Source organism: Halomonas caseinilytica, from assembly GCF_001662285.1.
GTDB lineage: Bacteria > Pseudomonadota > Gammaproteobacteria > Pseudomonadales > Halomonadaceae > Halomonas > Halomonas caseinilytica.
The window spans coordinates 172,465-192,774 of the sequence record NZ_BDEO01000001.1 but is presented as its reverse complement, the minus strand read 5'-3'; the positions used below and the strand labels follow the sequence as shown (position 1 = coordinate 192,774).

Annotated in this window: 16 protein-coding genes; 8 read left to right on the top strand and 8 right to left on the bottom strand. The window is 65.5% G+C overall.

Annotated features, from left to right (window positions below; genetic code table 11):
• Nucleotides 1-65 precede the first annotated feature (65 nt).
• The 4 genes from HSDC_RS00815 to HSDC_RS00800 all read left to right on the top strand — a co-directional run bounded on the left by HSDC_RS00815 (nucleotide 66) and on the right by HSDC_RS00800 (nucleotide 6,564).
• Nucleotides 66-1,295, top strand: a complete 1,230-nt coding sequence (locus HSDC_RS00815; RefSeq protein WP_082919905.1) for an exonuclease SbcCD subunit D — start codon at nucleotides 66-68, stop codon at nucleotides 1,293-1,295.
• A complete protein-coding gene (locus HSDC_RS00810) occupies nucleotides 1,292-4,606 on the top strand; it encodes an AAA family ATPase (protein WP_064698030.1) in 3,315 nt (1,104 codons plus the stop codon). The genes HSDC_RS00815 and HSDC_RS00810 overlap by 4 nt, the downstream gene beginning before the upstream one ends.
• A gap of 10 nt (nucleotides 4,607-4,616) precedes the next feature.
• Nucleotides 4,617-5,603 carry an alpha/beta hydrolase gene (locus tag HSDC_RS00805; protein WP_082919904.1) on the top strand — a complete coding sequence of 329 codons (987 nt, stop codon included), beginning with the start codon at nucleotides 4,617-4,619 and terminating at the stop codon, nucleotides 5,601-5,603.
• Between the two features lie 100 nt (nucleotides 5,604-5,703).
• Nucleotides 5,704-6,564, top strand: a complete 861-nt coding sequence (locus HSDC_RS00800; protein WP_211612766.1) for an SDR family NAD(P)-dependent oxidoreductase — start codon at nucleotides 5,704-5,706, stop codon at nucleotides 6,562-6,564.
• 23 nt (nucleotides 6,565-6,587) lie between these two features.
• Here HSDC_RS00800 and HSDC_RS00795 read toward each other — a convergent pair whose 3' ends face one another.
• Nucleotides 6,588-7,067: a hypothetical protein gene (locus tag HSDC_RS00795; protein ID WP_064698027.1), complete on the bottom strand. Its 480-nt coding sequence runs from the start codon at nucleotides 7,065-7,067 to the stop codon at nucleotides 6,588-6,590.
• Nucleotides 7,068-7,208: 141 nt separating this feature from the next.
• Nucleotides 7,209-8,327 (bottom strand): alkene reductase, encoded by a 1,119-nt coding sequence (locus HSDC_RS00790; protein WP_064698026.1) that lies wholly within the window; start codon nucleotides 8,325-8,327, stop codon nucleotides 7,209-7,211.
• A gap of 209 nt (nucleotides 8,328-8,536) precedes the next feature.
• On the opposite strand from HSDC_RS00790, the gene argE reads away from it, so the two are divergent.
• Entirely contained in the window at nucleotides 8,537-9,703 is a 1,167-nt protein-coding gene (gene argE, locus HSDC_RS00785; protein ID WP_064698025.1) for an acetylornithine deacetylase, read from the top strand.
• A gap of 64 nt (nucleotides 9,704-9,767) precedes the next feature.
• Here argE and HSDC_RS00780 read toward each other — a convergent pair whose 3' ends face one another.
• Nucleotides 9,768-10,721 carry a DMT family transporter gene (locus HSDC_RS00780; protein WP_064698024.1) on the bottom strand — a complete coding sequence of 318 codons (954 nt, stop codon included), beginning with the start codon at nucleotides 10,719-10,721 and terminating at the stop codon, nucleotides 9,768-9,770.
• A 119-nt stretch (nucleotides 10,722-10,840) separates the two neighbouring features.
• Nucleotides 10,841-12,520, bottom strand: coding sequence for a DEAD/DEAH box helicase (locus HSDC_RS00775; protein ID WP_064698023.1), 1,680 nt, complete (start codon nucleotides 12,518-12,520; stop codon nucleotides 10,841-10,843).
• Between the two features lie 390 nt (nucleotides 12,521-12,910).
• Here HSDC_RS00775 and HSDC_RS00770 point away from each other — a divergent pair, with 390 nt between their 5' ends.
• Nucleotides 12,911-13,363, top strand: coding sequence for a YaiI/YqxD family protein (locus HSDC_RS00770; protein ID WP_064698022.1), 453 nt, complete (start codon nucleotides 12,911-12,913; stop codon nucleotides 13,361-13,363).
• 10 nt (nucleotides 13,364-13,373) lie between these two features.
• Here the strand turns inward: HSDC_RS00770 and HSDC_RS00765 are convergent, their stop codons facing one another.
• Together HSDC_RS00765 and HSDC_RS00760 are read right to left on the bottom strand one after the other, a co-directional pair.
• Complete coding sequence (locus HSDC_RS00765; RefSeq protein ID WP_064698021.1) at nucleotides 13,374-14,378, bottom strand: glutathione S-transferase family protein; 1,005 nt, start codon at nucleotides 14,376-14,378, stop codon at nucleotides 13,374-13,376.
• 162 nt (nucleotides 14,379-14,540) lie between these two features.
• Nucleotides 14,541-15,446, bottom strand: coding sequence for a LysR family transcriptional regulator (locus HSDC_RS00760; protein ID WP_064698020.1), 906 nt, complete (start codon nucleotides 15,444-15,446; stop codon nucleotides 14,541-14,543).
• Nucleotides 15,447-15,548: 102 nt separating this feature from the next.
• Between HSDC_RS00760 and HSDC_RS00755 the strand changes: the two genes are divergently transcribed.
• Nucleotides 15,549-16,427 (top strand): pirin family protein, encoded by an 879-nt coding sequence (locus HSDC_RS00755; RefSeq protein ID WP_064698019.1) that lies wholly within the window; start codon nucleotides 15,549-15,551, stop codon nucleotides 16,425-16,427.
• A gap of 194 nt (nucleotides 16,428-16,621) precedes the next feature.
• Nucleotides 16,622-18,349 carry a peptidoglycan DD-metalloendopeptidase family protein gene (locus HSDC_RS00750; protein ID WP_064698018.1) on the top strand — a complete coding sequence of 576 codons (1,728 nt, stop codon included), beginning with the start codon at nucleotides 16,622-16,624 and terminating at the stop codon, nucleotides 18,347-18,349.
• A gap of 14 nt (nucleotides 18,350-18,363) precedes the next feature.
• On the opposite strand, the gene HSDC_RS00745 is transcribed toward HSDC_RS00750, so the two are convergent.
• Together HSDC_RS00745 and HSDC_RS00740 are read right to left on the bottom strand one after the other, a co-directional pair.
• Nucleotides 18,364-19,668 carry an RNA polymerase sigma factor gene (locus HSDC_RS00745; protein WP_082919903.1) on the bottom strand — a complete coding sequence of 435 codons (1,305 nt, stop codon included), beginning with the start codon at nucleotides 19,666-19,668 and terminating at the stop codon, nucleotides 18,364-18,366.
• A 228-nt stretch (nucleotides 19,669-19,896) separates the two neighbouring features.
• A complete protein-coding gene (locus HSDC_RS00740; protein ID WP_064698016.1) occupies nucleotides 19,897-20,310 on the bottom strand; it encodes a VOC family protein in 414 nt (137 codons plus the stop codon).

Here is a 20,310-nt window from a genome sequence, read left to right as displayed (position 1 = left end):
CTGATTCATGGGCATCTCTCGGGTTAGACTACGGTTTTGCCGCCTGACCAGCCACCGGGAAGCCAATGCTGAGACTGATCCACACCGCCGACTGGCACCTGGGCCAGAGCTTCCACGGCCAGGAGCGCCACACCGAGCACCGCGCCTTCCTCGACTGGCTGCTCGAGACCCTCATCGCGCGCGACGCCGACGCCCTGCTGGTCGCCGGGGATATCTTCGATGTGGTCAATCCTTCGCTGCGCGCCCAGGAACTCTTGTACGACTTCATCGTCAGCGCCCACGAGCGCTTGCCGCACCTGGATATCGTGCTGATCGCCGGCAACCACGACAGCGGCAATCGCATCGAGCTTCCCGCGCCTTTGATGCGCCGCCTTCGCACCCACGCCCTGGGGCGCGTCGTCTGGCAGGAAGACGGCGAACTCGATGCCGACCACCTGCTGGTGCCGCTCACCGATGCGGCCGGCGAGACGCAAGCCTGGTGCCTGGCGCTGCCCTTCCTGCGGCCTGCCGAGGTCACCGGTGGCGACGCCGACGACTATGTCAGCGGCATCTCGAGCGTCCATGAACGACTGATCGATGCCGCCCGGCAGCGGCGCGAACCCGGCCAGGCGCTGGTGGCCATGAGCCACGCCCATCTGCATGGCGCCACCGTCTCCGAGGCCAGCGAACGGCCCATCGTGATCGGCGGCGAGGAGTCGATCTCCGCCGCCCTCTTCCCCGACGACATCGCCTATGTGGCACTTGGCCACCTGCACCGCGCCCAGCAGGTCGGCGAGCCTCGCATCCGCTACAGCGGCAGCCCCCTGCCGCTGGATTTCAGTGAAGTCGACTACCCCCACCAGGTGGTGGAGATCAGCCTCGACGGTGAACGACTGACCGGCAGCGAGGCACTCCACGTACCGCGCCCGGTGGCCATGCACCGCCTCGGCCCGGCACCGCTGGACGAGGTCCTCTCCGAACTGGACGCGCTGACCGATGACCCAGCCCTGCCTCGCGAACGCTGGCCATGGCTGGAAGTCACGGTCGCGCTCGACGCCCCGGTGCCCGACCTCCGCGCGCGACTGGAAGCCGCCCTGGAGGGCAAGGCCCTGCGCCTGCTGCGGCTTTCGCGTCGTCTGCCCCAGCGTGAGGGCGATACCACCTCGGCACGTATCGACCTGCAGACACTGGGCCCGCGCAAGCTCTTCGAACGCACCTGGCGCGAACGCTGGGACGCCCCGCCCGACGACGACGTCCTGGCCGATTTCGACCGCCTGCACCAGGACGTGCTCGACGACCCGGAGGCCGACGCATGAAGATCCTCGCCCTGCGCCTGGCCAACCTGGCCTCGCTGCCCGGCCCGCTGGCACTCGACTTCACCGCCGAGCCGCTGGCCTCGGCCGGCCTGTTCGCCATCACCGGGCCCACCGGCGCCGGCAAGAGCACCCTGCTCGACGCGCTCTGCCTGGCGCTCTACGGCAACACGCCACGCCTGCGCCAGGCGCCCAACCGCGACAGCCAGGTCGACGACCCCGCCGGGCAATCGCTCACCACCAGCGACCCCCGCACCCTGCTGCGCCGAGGGACCGCCAGCGGCCACGCCGAGGTCGACTTCCTGGGCCGCGATGGCCATCGCTACCGTGCACGCTGGGCGGTGCGTCGTGCCCGCGACAAGGCCGACGGACGACTGCAGAGTGTCGATCAGTCGCTGCGCGACCTCGATGATGACCGCCTGCTGACCAACCAGAAGCGAGAGTTCGACAAGCTGCTGCCCGAACGACTGGGGCTGACCTTCGAACAATTCACCCGCGCCGTGCTGCTCGCGCAAAGCGAGTTCGCCGCCTTCCTCAAGGCCGACGACAACGAACGCAGCGACCTGCTCGAGCGCCTGACCGGCACCGCCGAGTACTCGGCAATCTCACGCGCCGCCTACCGCCGGGCCAGCGAGGCCAGAAAAGGCGTCGAGACGCTCGAAGCTAAGCTCGCCGACGACCTGCCCGCCGAGCCACAGGCCCGCGCCGAGCTCGAGCAGCAAGCGGCATCCGCCCATCAGGCCCTGGCCGACCTACAGCAACGGCAAGACCGGCTGGACGCTCGTCAGCGCTGGCACGACACCGACGACCGCCTTAGCCTCGCCGTCGCCGAGGGGCGGCACCAGCAGCAACAGGCCGATGCCGGCTGGCGGGAACTGGCGGCTGCCCGTGCCGACCGCGAGTGGCGACGACTGATTCTCCCCCAGCGCCACCGCCTTGCGCGCCAGGCCGCGCTACCCGGCGACATCGCCACCCTGGAAACCACTCACGCCGCAACGCTCGAATCGCTCAGGAACAGTGAAACGACCTGCCAGCAGGCCAGCCAGGCCCATACCGCAGCCGAGCATGCCCTGCATGACGCCACTGAAGCTCGACGTCGGGCCGACCCGAGGCTGCGCGAAGCCCGCGACCAGGCCCAGCAACTCGCCGGTATCCAGCAGCAACTGGCCGAGCGGGAAGCCACCCAGGCCGAGCGTCAACGCCAGCGTGTCGAGCTCGACACCCAGCATCGGCAAGCCAGGGCCGAACACCACGAGCGCCGCCAGCAACGCGACGCCCGGCAGGCAACGCTCACGCAACTGATGGGTGAACATCCACGACTCGAGGACGCCCGCCAAGCGACCCAGCGTCAGCTCGACCAGGCCGCCCGACGTCACCTGGCCCTGGAAGAACTGGCCAGCCGCTGGCGGCAGGTCCGCCACGCCACCGAGACCCAACGCCGCCTGGCCGACCAGCTCAGCGACGACGAACGTCGCCTGGCGACGCTACTGGAGCAGGGCCAGAACGCTCGGCGCCGCCTCGATGAAAGGCACAACCACTACGCCAGCATCTCTGCCGTCATCGAGCGCTCTCGCGCCGTGCGCAGCGAGAGCGTGGCGAGGCTGCGCGAAGGCTTGCAGGAGGACGAGCCCTGCCCCGTCTGCGGTGGCCTCGACCATCCCTGGCGCCATCACCCACCACCGACGCCGGAGGCCACCCAGCTTGCCGCCCAGCAGGCAGAGGAAGAACGCCAGTTGAACGAGGCACAGGCAGCGCTCGACCAGGCGCGGCAAGCGCGTGACAACCTGGTCGGCGAATACCGCGCCCTCGAGGCCGCGCTCAAGCAGCGCCGTCAGGATGCGCAAACAGCCGAGCAGCAACACAACGAGGCTCGCCAGGCCCTGAACGATCACCCTCTCCACGCTGAACTCGACGCCATCGAAGACGCCGAACGCGATGCCTGGCTGGCCGCCCAACGCGACGCGAGCGAAGCTGCCCGAGCGCATCACCAGCGAATACTGAACGATCTGGCCAAGGCCGAGGCCGAGCTGGCCCCGCTCGAGCGTGCCCTGCAGCAGGACGAACTCGTCCTGGCCAGGTTCGAATCCCGGCGAGAGGCCCTCGACAAGGAACTGGCCGAGCTGGCCGAGCGCCTCCCGCCCTTGCGGTCGCAACGTGACGACATCGCGCGCCAGCTACAGGCCCAGCTCGGCGAACACGCCTCGCCGGACGCCTGGCAACAATCCCTCGACGACCGACAGGCCCAGGCCCATCACGCCCGGGATGCCGCACTGAGCCGATTGCATGAGGCCAGGCAGGAAGCGCAACGTCTCGCCCAGCAGCGCGACCATGAACGCCAGCGCCTCGAGACCTTGCACCAGGAGCGCGATACCCTGGACCACGAGCTGGCCGAATGGCGCCGAGCCCATCCCGAACTGGACGACGCCACGCTCACCCGGCTGCTGGACCAATCCGACGACGAGGCGCAACGCCTGGAGCAGCAGCTCGACGACGCCGAGCGGGCCCGCCAGCAGGCCGATGCCACCCTCGCCGAACGTCGCCAGGCACTGCTCGCTCACCGCCGCGATCAGGGGCTGACCGAAGATGACGAGAGCGACGAAGATGACGCGGCTCTGCTGGGGGAAAGCGCCGAGGCCAGGCTCCGCGAGCGTCGCGAGGCGCTGGCCAGCGAACGCGAGGCGCTCGCGCCACGGCTCGAGGATGCCCAACGACAGCGCGACGACGCCCAGCATGCCCTGCGTGACGACGACCGCAAGCGCGCGCGCCAGCAGCAAGGCCAGGCCGAGCTGGAAGCGGCCCGCACCGAGTATCGCCGCTGGGGCCGGATCAGCGAGCTGATCGGCTCCGCCGACGGCAAGACGTTCCGTCGCATCGCCCAGGCCTACAACCTCGAACAGTTGCTGGAGCACGCCAATGCGCACCTGACAGGCCTCAGCCGACGCTATCGTCTGGTGCGCGGCGGCAGCGAGCTCGGCCTGCTGGTCGTCGACCGCGACATGGGCGACGAACGCCGCTCGGTGCACTCGCTCTCCGGCGGCGAGACCTTCCTGGTCTCGCTGGCCCTCGCCCTGGGGCTGGCCTCGATGGCCTCCGGCGAGCTGACCATCGAATCGCTGTTCATCGACGAGGGCTTCGGCAGCCTCGATCCAGACTCCTTGGCCCTGGCCATGGAAGCGCTGGACGGCCTCCAGGCCCTGGGCCGCCGTGTCGGCGTGATCTCCCACGTCCAGGAAATGCACGAACGCATACCGGTGCAGATCCACGTTGCCCCCATCGGCAACGGCACCAGTCGCGCCACACTGGTCAATGCTTGAGCGAGGCCTCATGAAAATCGCTGCGGGCCTAGTGCTGCTGATCCTCGTCGCCTCGGTGGGCATCGTCGCCATGGTACTCGTCCTCGGCGGCCCGTCCCGGCCGGCGGCCATGAAAGACATCAACGCCCCGTTCAGCACCGTCGACTATCGCGACCTGCCGGAACTCAGTCACTATCCGGCACGCGATGGCAGCCAGCTCGCCTATCGCCATTACCCACCGGCCTCCGACGCCGCCAAGGGAAGCGTCGTGCTGCTCCACGGTTCGGCTGGTAACAGTCGCAGCCTGCACCCGCTGGCCAAGGCCCATGCCGCGGCCGGTTTCATGGTCTACTCGCTGGATGTGCGCGGCCACGGCGCCTCGGGCACCAAAGGCGACATTGCCTACATCGGGCAACTCGAAAACGATCTAAAAGACTTCCTGGCGACCATCGCTCCGGCCCGCCCGCGCACTCTGGTCGGCTTCTCCTCCGGCGGCGGCTTTGCGCTGCGCGTCGCCGGCAGTCAGCGCCAGCGGCTGTTTGACCACTACCTGCTGCTGGCGCCCTTCATCAGCCAGGAGGCACCGACCCATCGGCCCGACAGCGGCGGCTGGACGAGCGTCGGCCTGCCCCGTTACATTGCGCTCATCCTGCTCGACCGACTCGGCATCAATGCCTTCCATCATCTGCCGGTGATGCGCTACGCCGTCGATGATGACGCCGCCCCCTCGCTCACCACGGCCTATTCGTTCACGCTCGCGCAGAATTACCGACCCAAGCCCGATTATCGTGCCACCCTGAAAGCGCTCGATTGCCCCATGCAGGTGCTGGTGGGCCAGGACGACCAGATCTTTCGTGCCGAGCAGTTCGACCCCGTGTTTCAACACGCCGGCCGGCATGTGCCGATCAAGCACCTGCCCGGCATCGACCACATCGGCCTCATTCTCGATCCCGCGGCCATCGACGCCACTGTCGACGCGACACAGACCCTGAATGGTCAAGGCAACTGCCAGCGTTGAGTACGGCGCGGCACCTTGCTTTCATGGACTCGACGAATCATATCGGGCACAGAGGTGACACCTCCCCTCTCGCCCTGCGGAATGCAAGGAGACGCGCATAGTGGACGCCTCGACGACACCGACACGCAGCCTGCTGATCACCGGCTGCTCGAGCGGCATCGGCCATGCCGCGGCCCATGCCATGGCGGCACGCGACTGGCGGGTCTTTGCCACCGCAAGGGCCAAGGCAGATGTCATCCGGCTTCAGGAGGAAGGACTCGAAGCCCTGCGGCTGGACCTTGCCGACAGTGCCTCGATCGAGGCCGCGGTGGCGGAAGTAAGCCAGCGCACCGGCGGCGCGCTGGCAGCCCTTTTCAACAATGGCGCTTACGGCCAGCCCGGTGCCGTCGAAGATCTCAGGCGGGACGTGTTACGGGACCAGTTGGAGACCAACCTGCTCGGCACCCACGAGCTGACGACCCGTGTGCTACCGATGATGCGTGGCCAGGGCCATGGGCGTATCGTGCAGAACAGTTCGGTACTGGGATTTGCTGCCCTGCCCTATCGCGGCGCCTACGTCTGTTCCAAGTTCGCCCTGGAGGGCTTGACCGACACCCTGCGCCAGGAACTCGCGGGCAGCGGCATTCACGTCAGCCTGATCCAGCCCGGCCCCATCGCCAGCCGCTTTCGTGAAAACGCCCACCGTGCCTTCAAGGCCAATATCGACACGGCCAACAGCGCCCATGCCAGCACCTACGCGAAAGTCGAAGCACGACTGGCCAACCCCGACGGCAAGACGCCCTTCGCACTGGAGGCCGATGCGGTGGTCGCCAAGCTCATCCATGCCCTGGAGAGCCGGCGACCGAAGCCCCGCTACGCGGTCACCCTACCGACCCATCTGTTCGCCGCGCTCAAGCGTGTACTCAGCACGCGCGGCATGGACCGAGTGTTGCTGCGCTCGACGAAGAGCGAGCGGGAGTGAACCTCAACGCGTGCAGAACGTGCTCAGAGCTCTTGCCGCCCCCGCAGCAGCCCCCACAAGCGGCCAAGGCCAACGGAGACCGCGAACAGGACAATACCGACGACCATCGACACACCGCCCTGCCAGAGGAAGGCCTGGCTGGCCGAGGCCATCTGCATGCTCAGCGTGACCGCCCCGTCAGCGAGATAATAGACGCCGACAACGGCCGCCCCCACCGCCACCAGCGACTCGGTGGCGGCAGGCGCCTCGGTGGAAACCGGCGACATCCAGGCAGCGAGCGGCTTGCGCGCCAGGATCAGCGCCAGCCCCAGCAGTCCACTGACCAGAAAATACACGCTTTGCAGGAGCAGTACGTTCGGGCCATCCGATGGCTGCGACACCGCTGCACTCGACCACGCCACATACAGAGAAGCCGCATAATCCGGCATGCGGCTAACCACGAGCCAGATCCCCATGATGGCCAATACGACCTCGGCCAACTGACGCGGTTGGTAATGGAACATATCACATCCTCAAGCCACTCAATGAAACGACGCCCCCGGAAATGCCTCCCTGGCCGGGTGCCGTCATCATGCCATAACCTCGACGCAATAAGCCCGGCACACTGGCCGGGCTGATGAACATTGATGAAGATGCGTGGCCCCTCAGGCTCGGTGATCGTACCCATTGTCGAGGAAGGGATAGTCGGTGTAGCCCTGCTCGCCTCCACCGTAGAAGGTGCCCTGATCCGGCTCATTGAGCGAGGCGCCCAGACGCAGGCGCTCCGGCAGATCCGGGTTGGCGATGAAGGGCCGGCCGAAGGCGATGGCATCGGCGGTGTTTTCCTCCAGACGCTGCTGGGCACGCTCGGCATCGTAATGACCGCAGTAAATCAGGCTGCCGCCGAAACGCTCGCGCATCTGCTCACGGAATCCTTCCGGGAACGTGACATCACCACCGGCCCAGTTGGGCTCGTTGAAATGGAGATAAGCCAGGCCGCGTCGGCCGAGCTGCTCGGCCAGGTAGAAGGCCATCGCCTCGGGCTCGTCGTCGCTGAGGCCGAAGATCTCGATGAAGGGAGTCAGGCGAATACCCACGCGATCCGGGCCGAACACCTCGGCCACGGCATCGACCACTTCCAGCGGGAAGCGCGCACGATTCTCGACCGAACCGCCGTAGCGATCGGTACGCTGGTTGGTGCCGGTGGCCAGAAACTGGTTGAGCAGGTACGCATTGGCGGCATGCACCTCCACCATGTCGAAGCCGGCTCGCTTGGCGCGCACGGCCGCCTGGCGATAGTCCTCGACGATACCCGGGATCTCGTCGGTCTCCAGCGCCCGAGGCGTGCTGGTAGGGTGCCGTCCGGCGGAACCATCCTCGAACTCGACGAAGCACTCGGCACCTTCGCCCTTCAACGCGCTGGGCGCCACGGGCGGCTGGCCGTCGGGCTGGACCATTTCATGGGACACGCGCCCAACGTGCCAGAGTTGCAGGGCAATGCGCCCGCCCTTGGCATGCACGGCCTCGACGACCTGCTGCCAGCCGGCTTCCTGGGCGTCGGTCCAGATGCCGGGGGTATAGACATAGCCACGCGCCGTCGGCGAAATATTGGTCGCCTCGCTGATGATGAGACCTGCACCGGCACGCTGACCGTAATAGGCCTGTTGCAGTTTTCCGGGCACGCTGTCGGGAGTGCGGGCTCGCGTCAGCGGCGCCATGATGACGCGATTGGGCAGACTCAGGCTGCCGAGCCGGAGCGGAGTGAATAATGTGGTGTCGGCCATGGTCTCTCTCCTGTGGCGACGAATCGCTTGCTCGATTCGTTGGCTCGATGATGAAGTGGGCTACACAATAAGCGTGTTAATTATTTTTCGCCAAGCCAGCAAGATGATCGTCCCGATAGGCAGGACCTATAGCCTGTTTCATCGCACTGGCTGCGACCAGGCTCACCCGCGTGCTAATCTCCCTTCGAATTCTTGACCCAGGAGCCGCCATGACCGCCACCGAGATACTTCAGCGCCTCGTGGGCTTTGCTACCGTATCGCGAGATTCCAACCTGGCCCTGATCGAGTGGATCGAGGCCTGGCTCGACGATCATGGCGTCGAGCATTGGCGCATCGAAAGCGACGATAGCCGCAAGGCCAACCTGCTGGCCCGCATCGGGCCGGCGGTGGAAGGTGGCGTGGTGCTTTCCGGCCACACCGATGTAGTGCCGGTGGATGGCCAGCCGTGGTCGAGCGATCCCTTCGTTCTGCGCGACGGCAACGATGGCCGCCTCTACGGGCGTGGCACCTGCGACATGAAGGGCTTCATCGCCTGCGCCCTGGCGGAGGTGCCCCGCTGGGTGACGATGACACTGGAAAGGCCGCTGTGGCTGGCCTTCTCCTACGACGAGGAAGTGGGCTGCGTCGGCGCGCCACGCATGATCGAGCGTTTGATGGCCGATCACCCTCGCCCCTCGACGGTGATCGTCGGCGAGCCGACACTGATGCAGCCGGTGGTGGCTCAGAAGGGGGCGACCAACCTGCGCACCACGGTCACCGGCCGCGAGGCCCACTCGAGCCAAGTCTATCAAGGCGTCTCGGCCATCCACGTGGCGGCCCGGCTGGTGACCAAGATCGAGGACGTCATGCGCGAACTCAAGGCCGAGGGGCGCGTCGACGAAGCCTTCAACGTGGTCCATTCCAGCCTGCACGTGGGGCGGATCGAAGGCGGCACGGCGATCAACATCATGGCCCGCCAATGCACCTTCGAGTGGGAGATTCGTCACCTGCCGAGCGACGAGATCGAGGAGCTGCGCGGCCGCGTTGATGCCTATGCCGCCGAGCTGGAGGCCGAAATGCAACGGACCGCGCCGGAGACCGGCATCGTGACCGAGGCGCTGAACGTCACCGTGCCCGCCCTGGCCGACCGCGACAACGACGAGGTGCTGGGACTCTGCCGTGCCTTGCTGGGCAGCGAGGTCGAGGCGTCGGCCGTGGCCTATGCCACCGAGGCCGGCCAGTTCCAGCGCCAGGGGCTGTCCACCCTCATCTGCGGTCCCGGCAGCATCAGCCAGGCCCACCAACCGGACGAATACATCGAGTGCGAGCAACTGGCAGCGGGCGAGCGCTTCATGACGGCATTGGGCGAACGCCTGTCGACCCGTTCGACAGCATGATGCCCTGCCCCCTCAAGGCGAGAGATACCGGCAATGCCCTTGCCGAGCGGATAGCGCCGGCCGATCAATCGACGTTCTCCTCCTCGCGCATGACCTGCTCCTGCAACAGACGTTCGTCCGGGGCGCCGGCAGCGGCCTTGCGGCGTTGGCGATGGAGATCGCGCAATCCACTGAGCAGCATGGCAGCGACGATCATGCCGCCGCCCACGAAGGCCAGTGGCGGCGGCACCTCGCCCAGCCACCACCAAACCAGCAGGGCTCCGACCAGTGTCTCCAGCAGCATCACGAGGCTGACTTCGGCGCCGGGCAGATAGCGCGGCCCGGTCTGGATCAGGAAGTAGGCCGCCGGCAGGAACAACGCCAGCAGTGCCAGGCGCTGCACGTCCTCGGGCGGCGGTGGTTGCGCGCCTCCCAGCAATACCGCCGGCACCAGCATCGCCAGGCATCCCAGCGGCAGCACGACGGTGGTGTCCACCCCGCGCTGGCGGTCGCCGCGCTGAACACTTGCCACCGTGGTATTCACGGCAATGGAGATGGGCACGAACAAGGCTATCGCCAGTCCCAGCGGGCTTCCTTGGCCAATCTCGCCTGCCGCCATCAGGCAGGCCCCGGTCACGCACACGGCGATCACCACCCAGGTCTGGCGACGCAGACGCTGGCCGAAGACGATCATGCCGATCAGCCCCGCCACCAGCGGTGCCAGGTTCATCATCACCAGCACGTTGCCGGCAGCGGTCAGGCGCGCCGCGCAGACGAAGGCCCAGGCGCTGCCGGCAAACGCCAGCGGACACCACCAGGCTGCAGCCCCACAGGCACGAATGGCATCCGGCAGACGCGCACGATAGCGCAGGGCGGCGATGACCAGCAGCACGCTCCCCAACAACAGGCCGCGCCAGAACATGAAGGTCGCCACCTCGGCCTGGGTATCCTTGATCAACAGAGCGTCCGGCGACAGCAGCAACACACCGGTCATGGTGATCAGATACCCCCGCAAGCGGAATGGCAGTCGCTTCCACATGGCAGGTTCCTCAGCGTTGTTCGTCGTTTCGTTGCAAGGGGCCTAAAAGCAGGCAGGCCGGGGAGATTCCCCGGCCTGCCTGGATGCTTCTCATCGGCCGCCCTTGAGCGGCACGGTGGTCAGGCTCGTTCGCGACGAGCCGCCCCGTCATCGCGTTGGCGACGCGGCGCGCGATCCTCGCTGATCTCCAGCGGACGACCGCCAACCCGGGCCCGTGCCATCTTGGCCAGAATGCTGGAAGGCAAGCCGCTCGGCAACTCGACGACGGAAAATGCATTGCGGATGTCGATCCGACCAATCCGGTTACCCTCGATGCCCCCTTCATTGGCCAGGGCACCGACCAATTGGCCAGGCTTGATGCCATCCTTGTGGCCCACGGCGACGCGATAGCGCGTCATGCCTTCGGTGGGACCGCGCTCACGACGCGGCGCCTTCCCTTCGCGTCCTTCGCGCGGTGCACGCTCCTTGCGCGGTGCCTGCAGGCGACCGATGGGCGCTTCATCGGCGCGCGCCAGGGCGGCGAAGGCGCAGGCCAGCTCGACCGGATCATGGCCTTCCTCGATCAGACGCTCGACCAGCTCACGCTGGGTATCGGCATCCTTGGTCAGCGAGCCGACCACGCGCTGCTGGAAGACGGCATCGCGATGTGCGCGGATGGCCGCCTCGTCGGGCAGTTCCATGTCTTCCATCTTGCGGCCGGTGGCACGCTCGAGCCAGCCGACCTTGCGGCCTTCACGGTTGCCGGCAAAGGTGATGGCGATCCCGTCGCGGCCGGCACGACCGGTACGGCCGATACGGTGGGTATAGGCTTCGGCATCCTGCGGCAGGTCATAGTTGATGACGTGCGTGATGCGCGGCACGTCCAGGCCTCGCGCCGCCACGTCGGTGGCGATCAGCACATCGATCTTGCCGCGCTTGAGACGCGTGATGGTGCGCTCGCGCAGGCTCTGGTCCAGGTCGCCCGACAGGCTCGCCACATTCAGGCCACGCGCCGAGAGTTGCTCCATCAAGGTGGTGCAGGCCGCTCGCGTCCGCACGAAGACGATCGCCGCGTCGACGGGTTCGACCTCGAGGATGCGTGCCAGGGCTTCCAGCTTGGCGCCGCCATCGATGCGCACCCGGCGCTGTTCGATGTTGTCGCCGCTGGAGGCGCGCGATTCGATGGTTACCTTGACCGGCTCCACCAGGTACTGATTGACGATGCGCTCGATCTCGGTGGGCAGCGTCGCGGAGAAGAACACGCGCTGGGCGTCCACGGGGGTATCGGCTACCACGCGCTTGACGTCGTCGATGAAGCCCATGCGCAGCATCTCGTCGGCCTCGTCCAGCACCAGGGCGGAGAGACCGCCGAGCTTGAGGCTACCGCGATCCAGGTGATCGATGATCCGACCGGGCGTGCCGACCACGACCTGAGCGCCTCGGCGCAATGCCTGAAGCTGGTCGCGGTATTCCATGCCACCGCACAGGGTCGCCACTTCCAGGCCTTTGAGATTCTGGCCGTACTTGGAGAAGGACGCGGCAACCTGCTGCGCCAGTTCGCGGGTCGGCGCCAGCACCAGCACCTGGGGTTCGCGTCGCTCAAGTTCGAGGCGCGAGAGAATCGGCAAGGCAAAGGCAGCCGTCTTGCCGGTACCGGTCTGGGCCTGGCCCAGCATGTCGCGGCCTTCCAGCAGAGCCGGAATGGTCTGTGCCTGGATCGGTGACGGCGTTTCGTAACCGAGCGTCTCAATGGCGGAGAGAACGGCGGGCAGCAGGGCCAGATCGCCGAAACTCGGCGAGGCGACGGAAGTCGAGGTCATGAATCACACCTTGGTAGGCCGGGATCACCGGCAAGAAACATCAGTCATGGCGTCCCGTACACCTGGCGTACAGTCAAGGTCCCGAACATTGCGGGAGTCTCAAGCGGAGTCGGGGACGCCGGTCGCACCTAGCATCCGATGCTTGCCCGCCGGCTTGGCGAGCACATCGTGGCGACCGTCTGCGCCGAATTCGCCCTGGTGGCGAACTCTCGTCGGCGCTCCATCTACACAGTTCAAACGCGTTGGGCCTCGGCCCGGCGTTGTCGACCACCGCGTTCACATCGGTGAACGGGTCGCGTCGTCATGATGGTGGGGTCAGCACATGCGAGGAGCGCGCATGCTACCATTGTCGCACCACCCTGGCCAGTCCTTTCCTCGAGGTCCTCCGATATGCCCAACCTTTGGGTCGATGCCGACGCTTGCCCCCGAATCGCCCGCGAGATCATCGTGCGCGCCGCCGAGCGGACCGCCACGCCGACCACCTTCGTGGCCAACCATCAGATCCCCCTGCCGCCATCGAAGTGGGTCAAGGGGCTGACGGTGAGTCATGGCTTCGATGCCGCCGATGACGAAATCGTCGACCGTCTCGCCGAGCAGGATCTGGTCATCACCTCCGACCTGCCCCTGGCCATGGCGGCCATCGAACGCGGCGCCAGCGTCATGACCAGCCGGGGGGAAGCCCTGAACGAGAGCAACATCCGCGCCCGGGTCCAGATGCGGGATTTCATGGAGACGTTGAGGGCCAGCGGTGAGCACACCGGTGGCCCCAAGGGCTATTCGGACGTGGACCGACGGGAATTCGCCAACGCCCTGGACCGCTGGCTGGCACGTAACACAAGCTGAGAGCGCGGCGTCAGCCGCGCTGGCGTATCCCCTGCCCCGGCAAGCGTTCACGATCGTGAGGCCGCTCCAGGTCCAGCACTGGTCCGGCGGGAACGATGCGCGTCGGATTGATGTTGCCGTGGCTGACATAGTAATGACGCTTGATGTGGTCGATGTTCACCGTCTCGGCGATACCCGGCCACTGATAGAGCTCGCGCAGGTAGTGGGACAGGTTCGGGTAGTCCTCCAGACGGCGCAGGTTGCACTTGAAGTGCCCGTGATAGACCGCGTCGAAGCGCACCAGGGTGGTGAACAAGCGAATGTCCGCCTCGGTCAGCCACTCGCCGGCCAGATAACGTTGCTCGGCGAGACGCGCCTCGAGACGATCCAGTGCCTGGAACAGCGCATCCACGTGCTTCTCGTAGACCGACTGCTCGGTAGCGAAGCCCGCCTTGTAGACGCCATTGTTGACGTGATCATAGACATCGGCATTGACGGCATCGATGGTCCCGCGCAGGTCCTCGGGATACAGGTCCAGGCGATTGCCGGTCAGGTCGTCGAAGGCGCCGTTGAACATGCGCACCAGTTCCGCCGACTCGTTGTTGACGATGCGCTTCTCATGCTTGTCCCACAGCACCGGCACGGTCACGCGGCCGGTATAGTGGGGATCGGTCAGGGTATAGAGTTGATGATGGAATTCGACACCGTTGAGCGAGTCGCCACTCGATCCCTCGTCGCGATGATAGCTCCAGCCCTGATCCAGCATCAGCGGGCTGGTCACGGACACGTCGATCGATGACGTCAACCCCTTGAGACGACGCATGATCAGAGTGCGATGCGCCCAGGGACATGCCAGCGACACATAAAGGTGATAACGCCCCGCCTCGGCGGGCAGGCCGGTCTGCCCATCCGGGCCGGGACCGCCGTCGGCGGTCACCCAGTCGCGCAGCTTGGCGGATTCACGCACGAATTCCCCACCATGCTGCTTGGTGTCGTACCACTGGTCATGCCAGCGCCCCTCGATCAGCAGGCCCATGTCGCCGCTCCTTTTCCTGTCAGGCTATGCTGCCAGCTTATGCCGAAAAACTTGGCGCTCAAGCGCAGTTTTTGGCGGCATTCATTCGATTTTATCGATCCTGAAGGGCGTGCGGCTTCATGTCGGGAGCCATACGAGACGGGGCGCCGAGTGCAGCCAAAATCAGCCTTGCCTTCTCGCATCCGGGCAGACCGCCACTTCATCCCGCAAATGCTGCGCCATGGCATGCGTTGCCGGGCCTGCACGGTCGCGATCGCGATGGATCAGCTGCATGGGCGCTTCACGCGTGCCACCGGCCGACAATGGCAGTGGCTTGAGCCGACCACTTGCCAATGACGCCTCGATCAACGTCTCCGGTACCCAGGCGAATCCCAGATTGCGTTCGAGCATGTCGATGGAGGTACTGAGATGACTGACCGTCCAGCGCTGCTCGGCCTTCAGCCACCCCGCATCCAGCGACTGGCGCTGCGCGGAATCTCTCACCACCAGTTGGCGATGCTGCTCCAGGTCACGCAGATCCAGCACACGCTCCAGCTTGTGCAGGGGATGCTCGGGATGCGCCACAGCGACGAAACGCACCGAGACCAGCGGCTCACCCAGAAAGCCCTGGGCGGCAAGTCCTGAAATGATCAGGTCGGCCGAGCCGTCATACAGCATCTCGACGCCACCGTTGAGCACCGATTCGTGAAGCTGCACGCGCACATGGGGATAGTCACGAGAGAAGGCCTCCATGGCGCGCGCCAGGACATCGGGAGGAAAGATCTGATCGACGCTGAGCACGATCTCGGCCTCCAGCCCTTCGCCGAGCCGCTCGGCGACATCTTCCAGGGCCTCGGCGCCCTCCAGGAGCTGACGAGCACGGCGCAGCAACAGCTCGCCTGCCTCGGTCAGGCGCACCTGCCGCCCCACCGGCTCCAACACTTCAACGCCGAGCTGCTCCTCAAGCTTGTGGACCGCATGATTGAGCGTGGAAGGACTCTTGTGGATCGCCTCGGCGGCACGGGCGAACCCCCCATGATCGACCACGGCAGCAAGCATCTGCCATTGCGCAAGCGTGACACGCGACATTTTCGATTCCCTCGAACATACAACCCAAATATATGCGCTTAATTTTCGAAAATATCGGACTAGAATGCCACCCATACCCTCCACTACCGAGGAGATTCCTTCATGAACATGCCCATTCAGCGACCAGTGACCCGCCGCCAGCGCGGCCAGGCCAGCCGTGACGGCGATGGCGTCGATATCCTGCGTCTGCACGATTTCGGCGGTGGCCTGGATCCCTTTCTGATGCTCGACGAACTCGTCGCCTCCCCGGGAGACGATGACATCGGCGGCTTCCCGCCCCACCCGCATCGCGGCATCCAGACGCTCACCTATGTGGTGCATGGTGGCCTGCGCCATGAGGACCATCTTGGCCACCACAGCAGCATCGGTGCCGGCGGTGCCCAGTGGATGCATACCGGTCACGGCATTATCCATGGCGAAACGCCTTTCACCGATGCCGAAGGGCTCCACGCGTTCCAGCTATGGATCAACCTGCCGGCCCACGACAAGCTGAGCGAGCCCACCTATCGCGACGTGAGTCCCGACGAAATGCCTCGCCACCGGGCACCTGGCGTGGAATTGATCGCCTTGGGCGGCACTTGGAGAACCTCGGGCGGCGACACGCTCGAAGGGCCTCTCGACGCCCTGGCCGGCCAAGGTGCCATGGCGCACCTGCGCCTCGACGCCGGGGCCTCCCTGTCGCTCGAGAACCATGCCACACGGTTGCTGGCATTCGTTTTCGACGGCAGCCTGACGGCCAATGGCGACACCCTCGCGCGCGGCGAACTTGCCAGCTTCGGCCCGGGCGACATCCTGACGCTGCACGGCATCGACAAGGCCCAGGTGCTGCTGCTCGCCGGCGAACCCCATCAGGAGCCAATCGCTCACCATGGCCCTTTCGTGATGAATCACACACACGAGCTGGAGCAGGCCATGCGCGACTATCGTGATGGAACCCTGACGCATTCACCAAACGAACAGGGGCTTGCCAACGGCCAATAAGGCATGGCATTGTCGCCTTTAGCAAACAGCGTTCGATTTCCCTTTGCATCGCTCGCCCCGCTTGGTGACGGGGCGGGACGGCCGACTACTGTATGAATGTATAGACTAGGCACTCCCCGTTTCATGGGGTATGGTTCTCATGCCTATTTATATGTCATTTACGTTTATTCATTCAGTCACGACGGCCCAATTTCATGATGCGAATCCTTCATTCGCTGCCCCGCACGCACAAGTTACTATTGTTACCCGTTGCCACCATGGTCACCGTGCTGGGCGCTCACAAGATCGTCTCCACCCTGGAAGACTCCCGATACGAGCATGACACGACCCAGACCGATACACTGCTCGTCCCTCTCGAACCTAACATCAGTCCTGGCGTTCCTTCTCTTGCCCTGGATCGCGACCCTGTCTCCGAAGCGATCGACGTCGCCTCGCGCGCCGTGGACGCCACTCGCGAACACGTTCCGCTCTCGCAGTTGACCGCCAGTGAAGTCGTCGACATCGACTTCATCGACGCCGCCCAGGCCGGTCGCGATGCCGTCGTCTCGGCCACCGATACGCCAGCGACCAGCCCGTTGTCCCCCAGCGACGACAGCACCCGCCACATCGATGATGCCGCCCGCCACATCGCCGTCGTGCTCGGCACCGTGGCCAGCGGCATGCTGGCATCCGACAAGCGCCTCATGGCCGATGCCACCTCCTACGAGGATATCAGCGAAGACGAGCTCGAACTGTTCGATGAAGGCCCGATCATTCTCGAGGAAGAAATCGCCGCCAACGAACCCTTCGTGCCCGAATGGCGCACCTATACCGTCCAGTCCGGCGACACTTTCACGGCCCTGGCACAGGATCGTTTCGGGATGGGGTATCGCGAGGTCATGGCCCTGTTGGACAAGATGCCAGAGCCCGAATTGCTGACCCGATGGAACGTCGGCAAACGCTTCGAGTATCAGCTCGATGCCGAGGGAAAACTCGCGGCATTGCGTATCATGAGCAACCCGCGTGACGGCTATCTGGTCAAGCGCGACGCCGACAACACCGAGATATCGACCATCGAACGTGCCGGAGAAGCGACCCAGCGCATGTTCGCCGGCACCGTCAGCGGCAGCTTCGCCCGCTCGGCACAGGCTACCGGCCTGACCAGCGCCGAGGTGGCCGAGCTCTCCCAGGTGCTGGAAAAGAAACTCGACTTTCGCCGCGACACCCGTCGCGGCGATCGTTTCGAAGTGCTGGTGGAATCCGACATCATCGACGGTCAGAGCCTTGACCCGCGCATCCTGGCCGTCAAGTACGATGGCTCGCGCATGGATCTGACACTGCTCCGCAACCCGCAGGACAACCAGTTCTACACGCCGGATGGCGTCAGCCTCGATCCCTCGTTCAATCGCTACCCGTTCGACGGTCAGTATCGAATCAGCTCCCCCTTCAATCCCCAACGCCATCACCCCGTGACCGGTCGCATCAGCCCCCACAAGGGCACCGACTTCGCCATGCCCGTCGGTACGGCGGTGAAGGCGCCGGCCAACGGTCGCGTCGAGAAGGTCGGCAACCATCCGGCCGCGGGCCGTTACATCGTCATTCGCCACGACAACGGCTACAAGACGCGCTACCTGCATCTCTCGAAGCCGCTGGTCAGTCGCGGGGATCGCGTCACCATGGGTGAACGCATCGCCCTGTCCGGCAATACCGGACGCAGTACGGGGCCACACCTGCACTATGAAGTCCTGGTCAACAACAACCAGGTCAATGCCATGAAGGTCGCGCTGCCCGAAGGCGGTAGCCTGAGCGGTGAGGCACTGGCCAGCTTCAAGCATCAGACGGAACCGGTGCTCGCCGCCCTGGAGAGCGGTCAGACCGGTACGGTCGTGGCCAGCACACAGCCCTCTGACGGCGAGGATGGCGACGAGGACGACGAAAGCTGACGAACGCGCCCCGCCTAGGGTCGCGACGCCCCATCCCCACCCTCGGGATGGGGCGTCGTCGTTTCCGAGACACCGATACCATCCAGCTCCGCCAGCCGCCGCTCCAGGAACGCCCGTTCAGGCTGTTGCTCGCTGAGATCCAGCGCCCGTTGATAAGCGCATCGGGCTCGCTCATCATCACCGAGCCGGCGGCACAGGTCAGCCCGTGCGGCATGGGCCAATCGATAATCGACCAGCTCGCCTCGAGCCAGTAACGCATCGACCAGGAACAGGCCAGCTTCGGGCCCATCGCGCATGGCGACGGCCACGGCCCGATTGAGCTCAACGATCGGCGATGGCGAGGCTTGAGCCAGCACATCATAGAGCCCGACGATGCGCGCCCAGTCGGTTTGTTCGGCACTGGCCGCGCCGGCATGCACTGCCGCAATGGCGGCCTGCAGGGTGTAGCCCCCCACTTCTCCGGTGGCGAAAGCGCGCCCGATCAGTGCCCGCCCTTCGGCAATCATGTCCCGATCCCAGAGACGTCGATCCTGATCGGCGAGCAATACCGGCTCGCCGGCCATGCTGGTACGCGACCCGCGACGCGCCTCATGCAACAGCATCAGCGCCAGCAATCCCATGACTTCGGGATCCGGCAACAAGCCCAACAGCAGCCGCCCCAGGCGTACACCTTCCTCGGCCAGCTCGCCGCGAGTTGCCCGCTCCCCCATTGAAGCGGCATAGCCTTCGTTGAACACCAGGTAGATCACGCTCAACACACTTTCCAGGCGCTCCGACAGCTCGGTGGCCTCGGGTACTTGATAGGGAATGCCGGCGTCCCGGATCTTGGCCTTGGCCCGCACGATGCGCTGCGCCACGGTAGCCGGCCGGGTCAGAAAGGCGTGGGCGATCTGCTCGGTGGTCAGGCCACAGACTTCGCGAAGGGTCAGCGCCACCTGAGCAGACGCCGTCAAGGCGGGATGACAACAGGTGAAGATCAGCCGTAACCGATCGTCTTCCACGGCCTCGACGTCAGCAGGATCTCCCATGCCTCGAGGCGCCTCATCGAGCCGCTCGGCCAGTGTATCCAGCGACGCATCGAAGCGGGCCCGTCGACGCAGCCGGTCGATGGCCTTGAAACGCCCGGCCGTCACCAGCCAGGCACGCGGGTTGTCGGGGATTCCTTCTCGCGGCCATTGATCCACCGCGGCCATGAAAGCGTCGTGCAGTGCTTCCTCGGCGAGATCGAAATCCCCCAGATACCGGATCAGGGTCGCCAAGACACGACGAGACTCGTGCCGGTACGTGCGCTCGACCAGGGCATGCACCTGGGCGCTCATGTCCACCTCCGGCCTTTTCGTGTTGCCTCGCGTCGCGGGGTTTGGCGATCGCCAGGCATCCGGATCATCGAACCGATTCATGCCAACGCCCCACGACGGGACATCACTCGGCGTTGGCGCCGCTTGATCAGCGTAGGAAAGCGTCGTCGTTACGGCAAAGTTCGCCGTGGGTCGGTCGCCGCACCTCGCTCTGACGAAAGCCTCGGAGACTTTCTGTCAGGCTGCCCGCTATCGGGAATCCGTCTCGCAGTTGATCATCCAGGGCGTGCCGAAGCGGTCGACCAGCATGCCGAAACGTATGGCCCAATGGGTCTGCTGCAGCGGCATGCCGACCTCGCCTCCGGCCGACAGGATGCCGAACAGGCGCTCGGCCTTCTCAATGCCATCGACGTGCACGGCAACCGAAAATCCCTGCGGCGTCTTCATGTAACTCGGCGGACAGTCCGAGCCCATCAGGATCCAGTCATCCGCCACCAGACGGGCATGCATGATCTTGTCGGGCGCAAAGGAGATCTCGCCATCGCACTGCGGGCCATCGCCATAACGTTCCATCGCCTCGATGCGACCGCCGAAGCACTCGGCATAGAAGGTGAACGCGGCCTCACAGTCGCCATCGAACATCAGATAGGGATTCATGTGCAT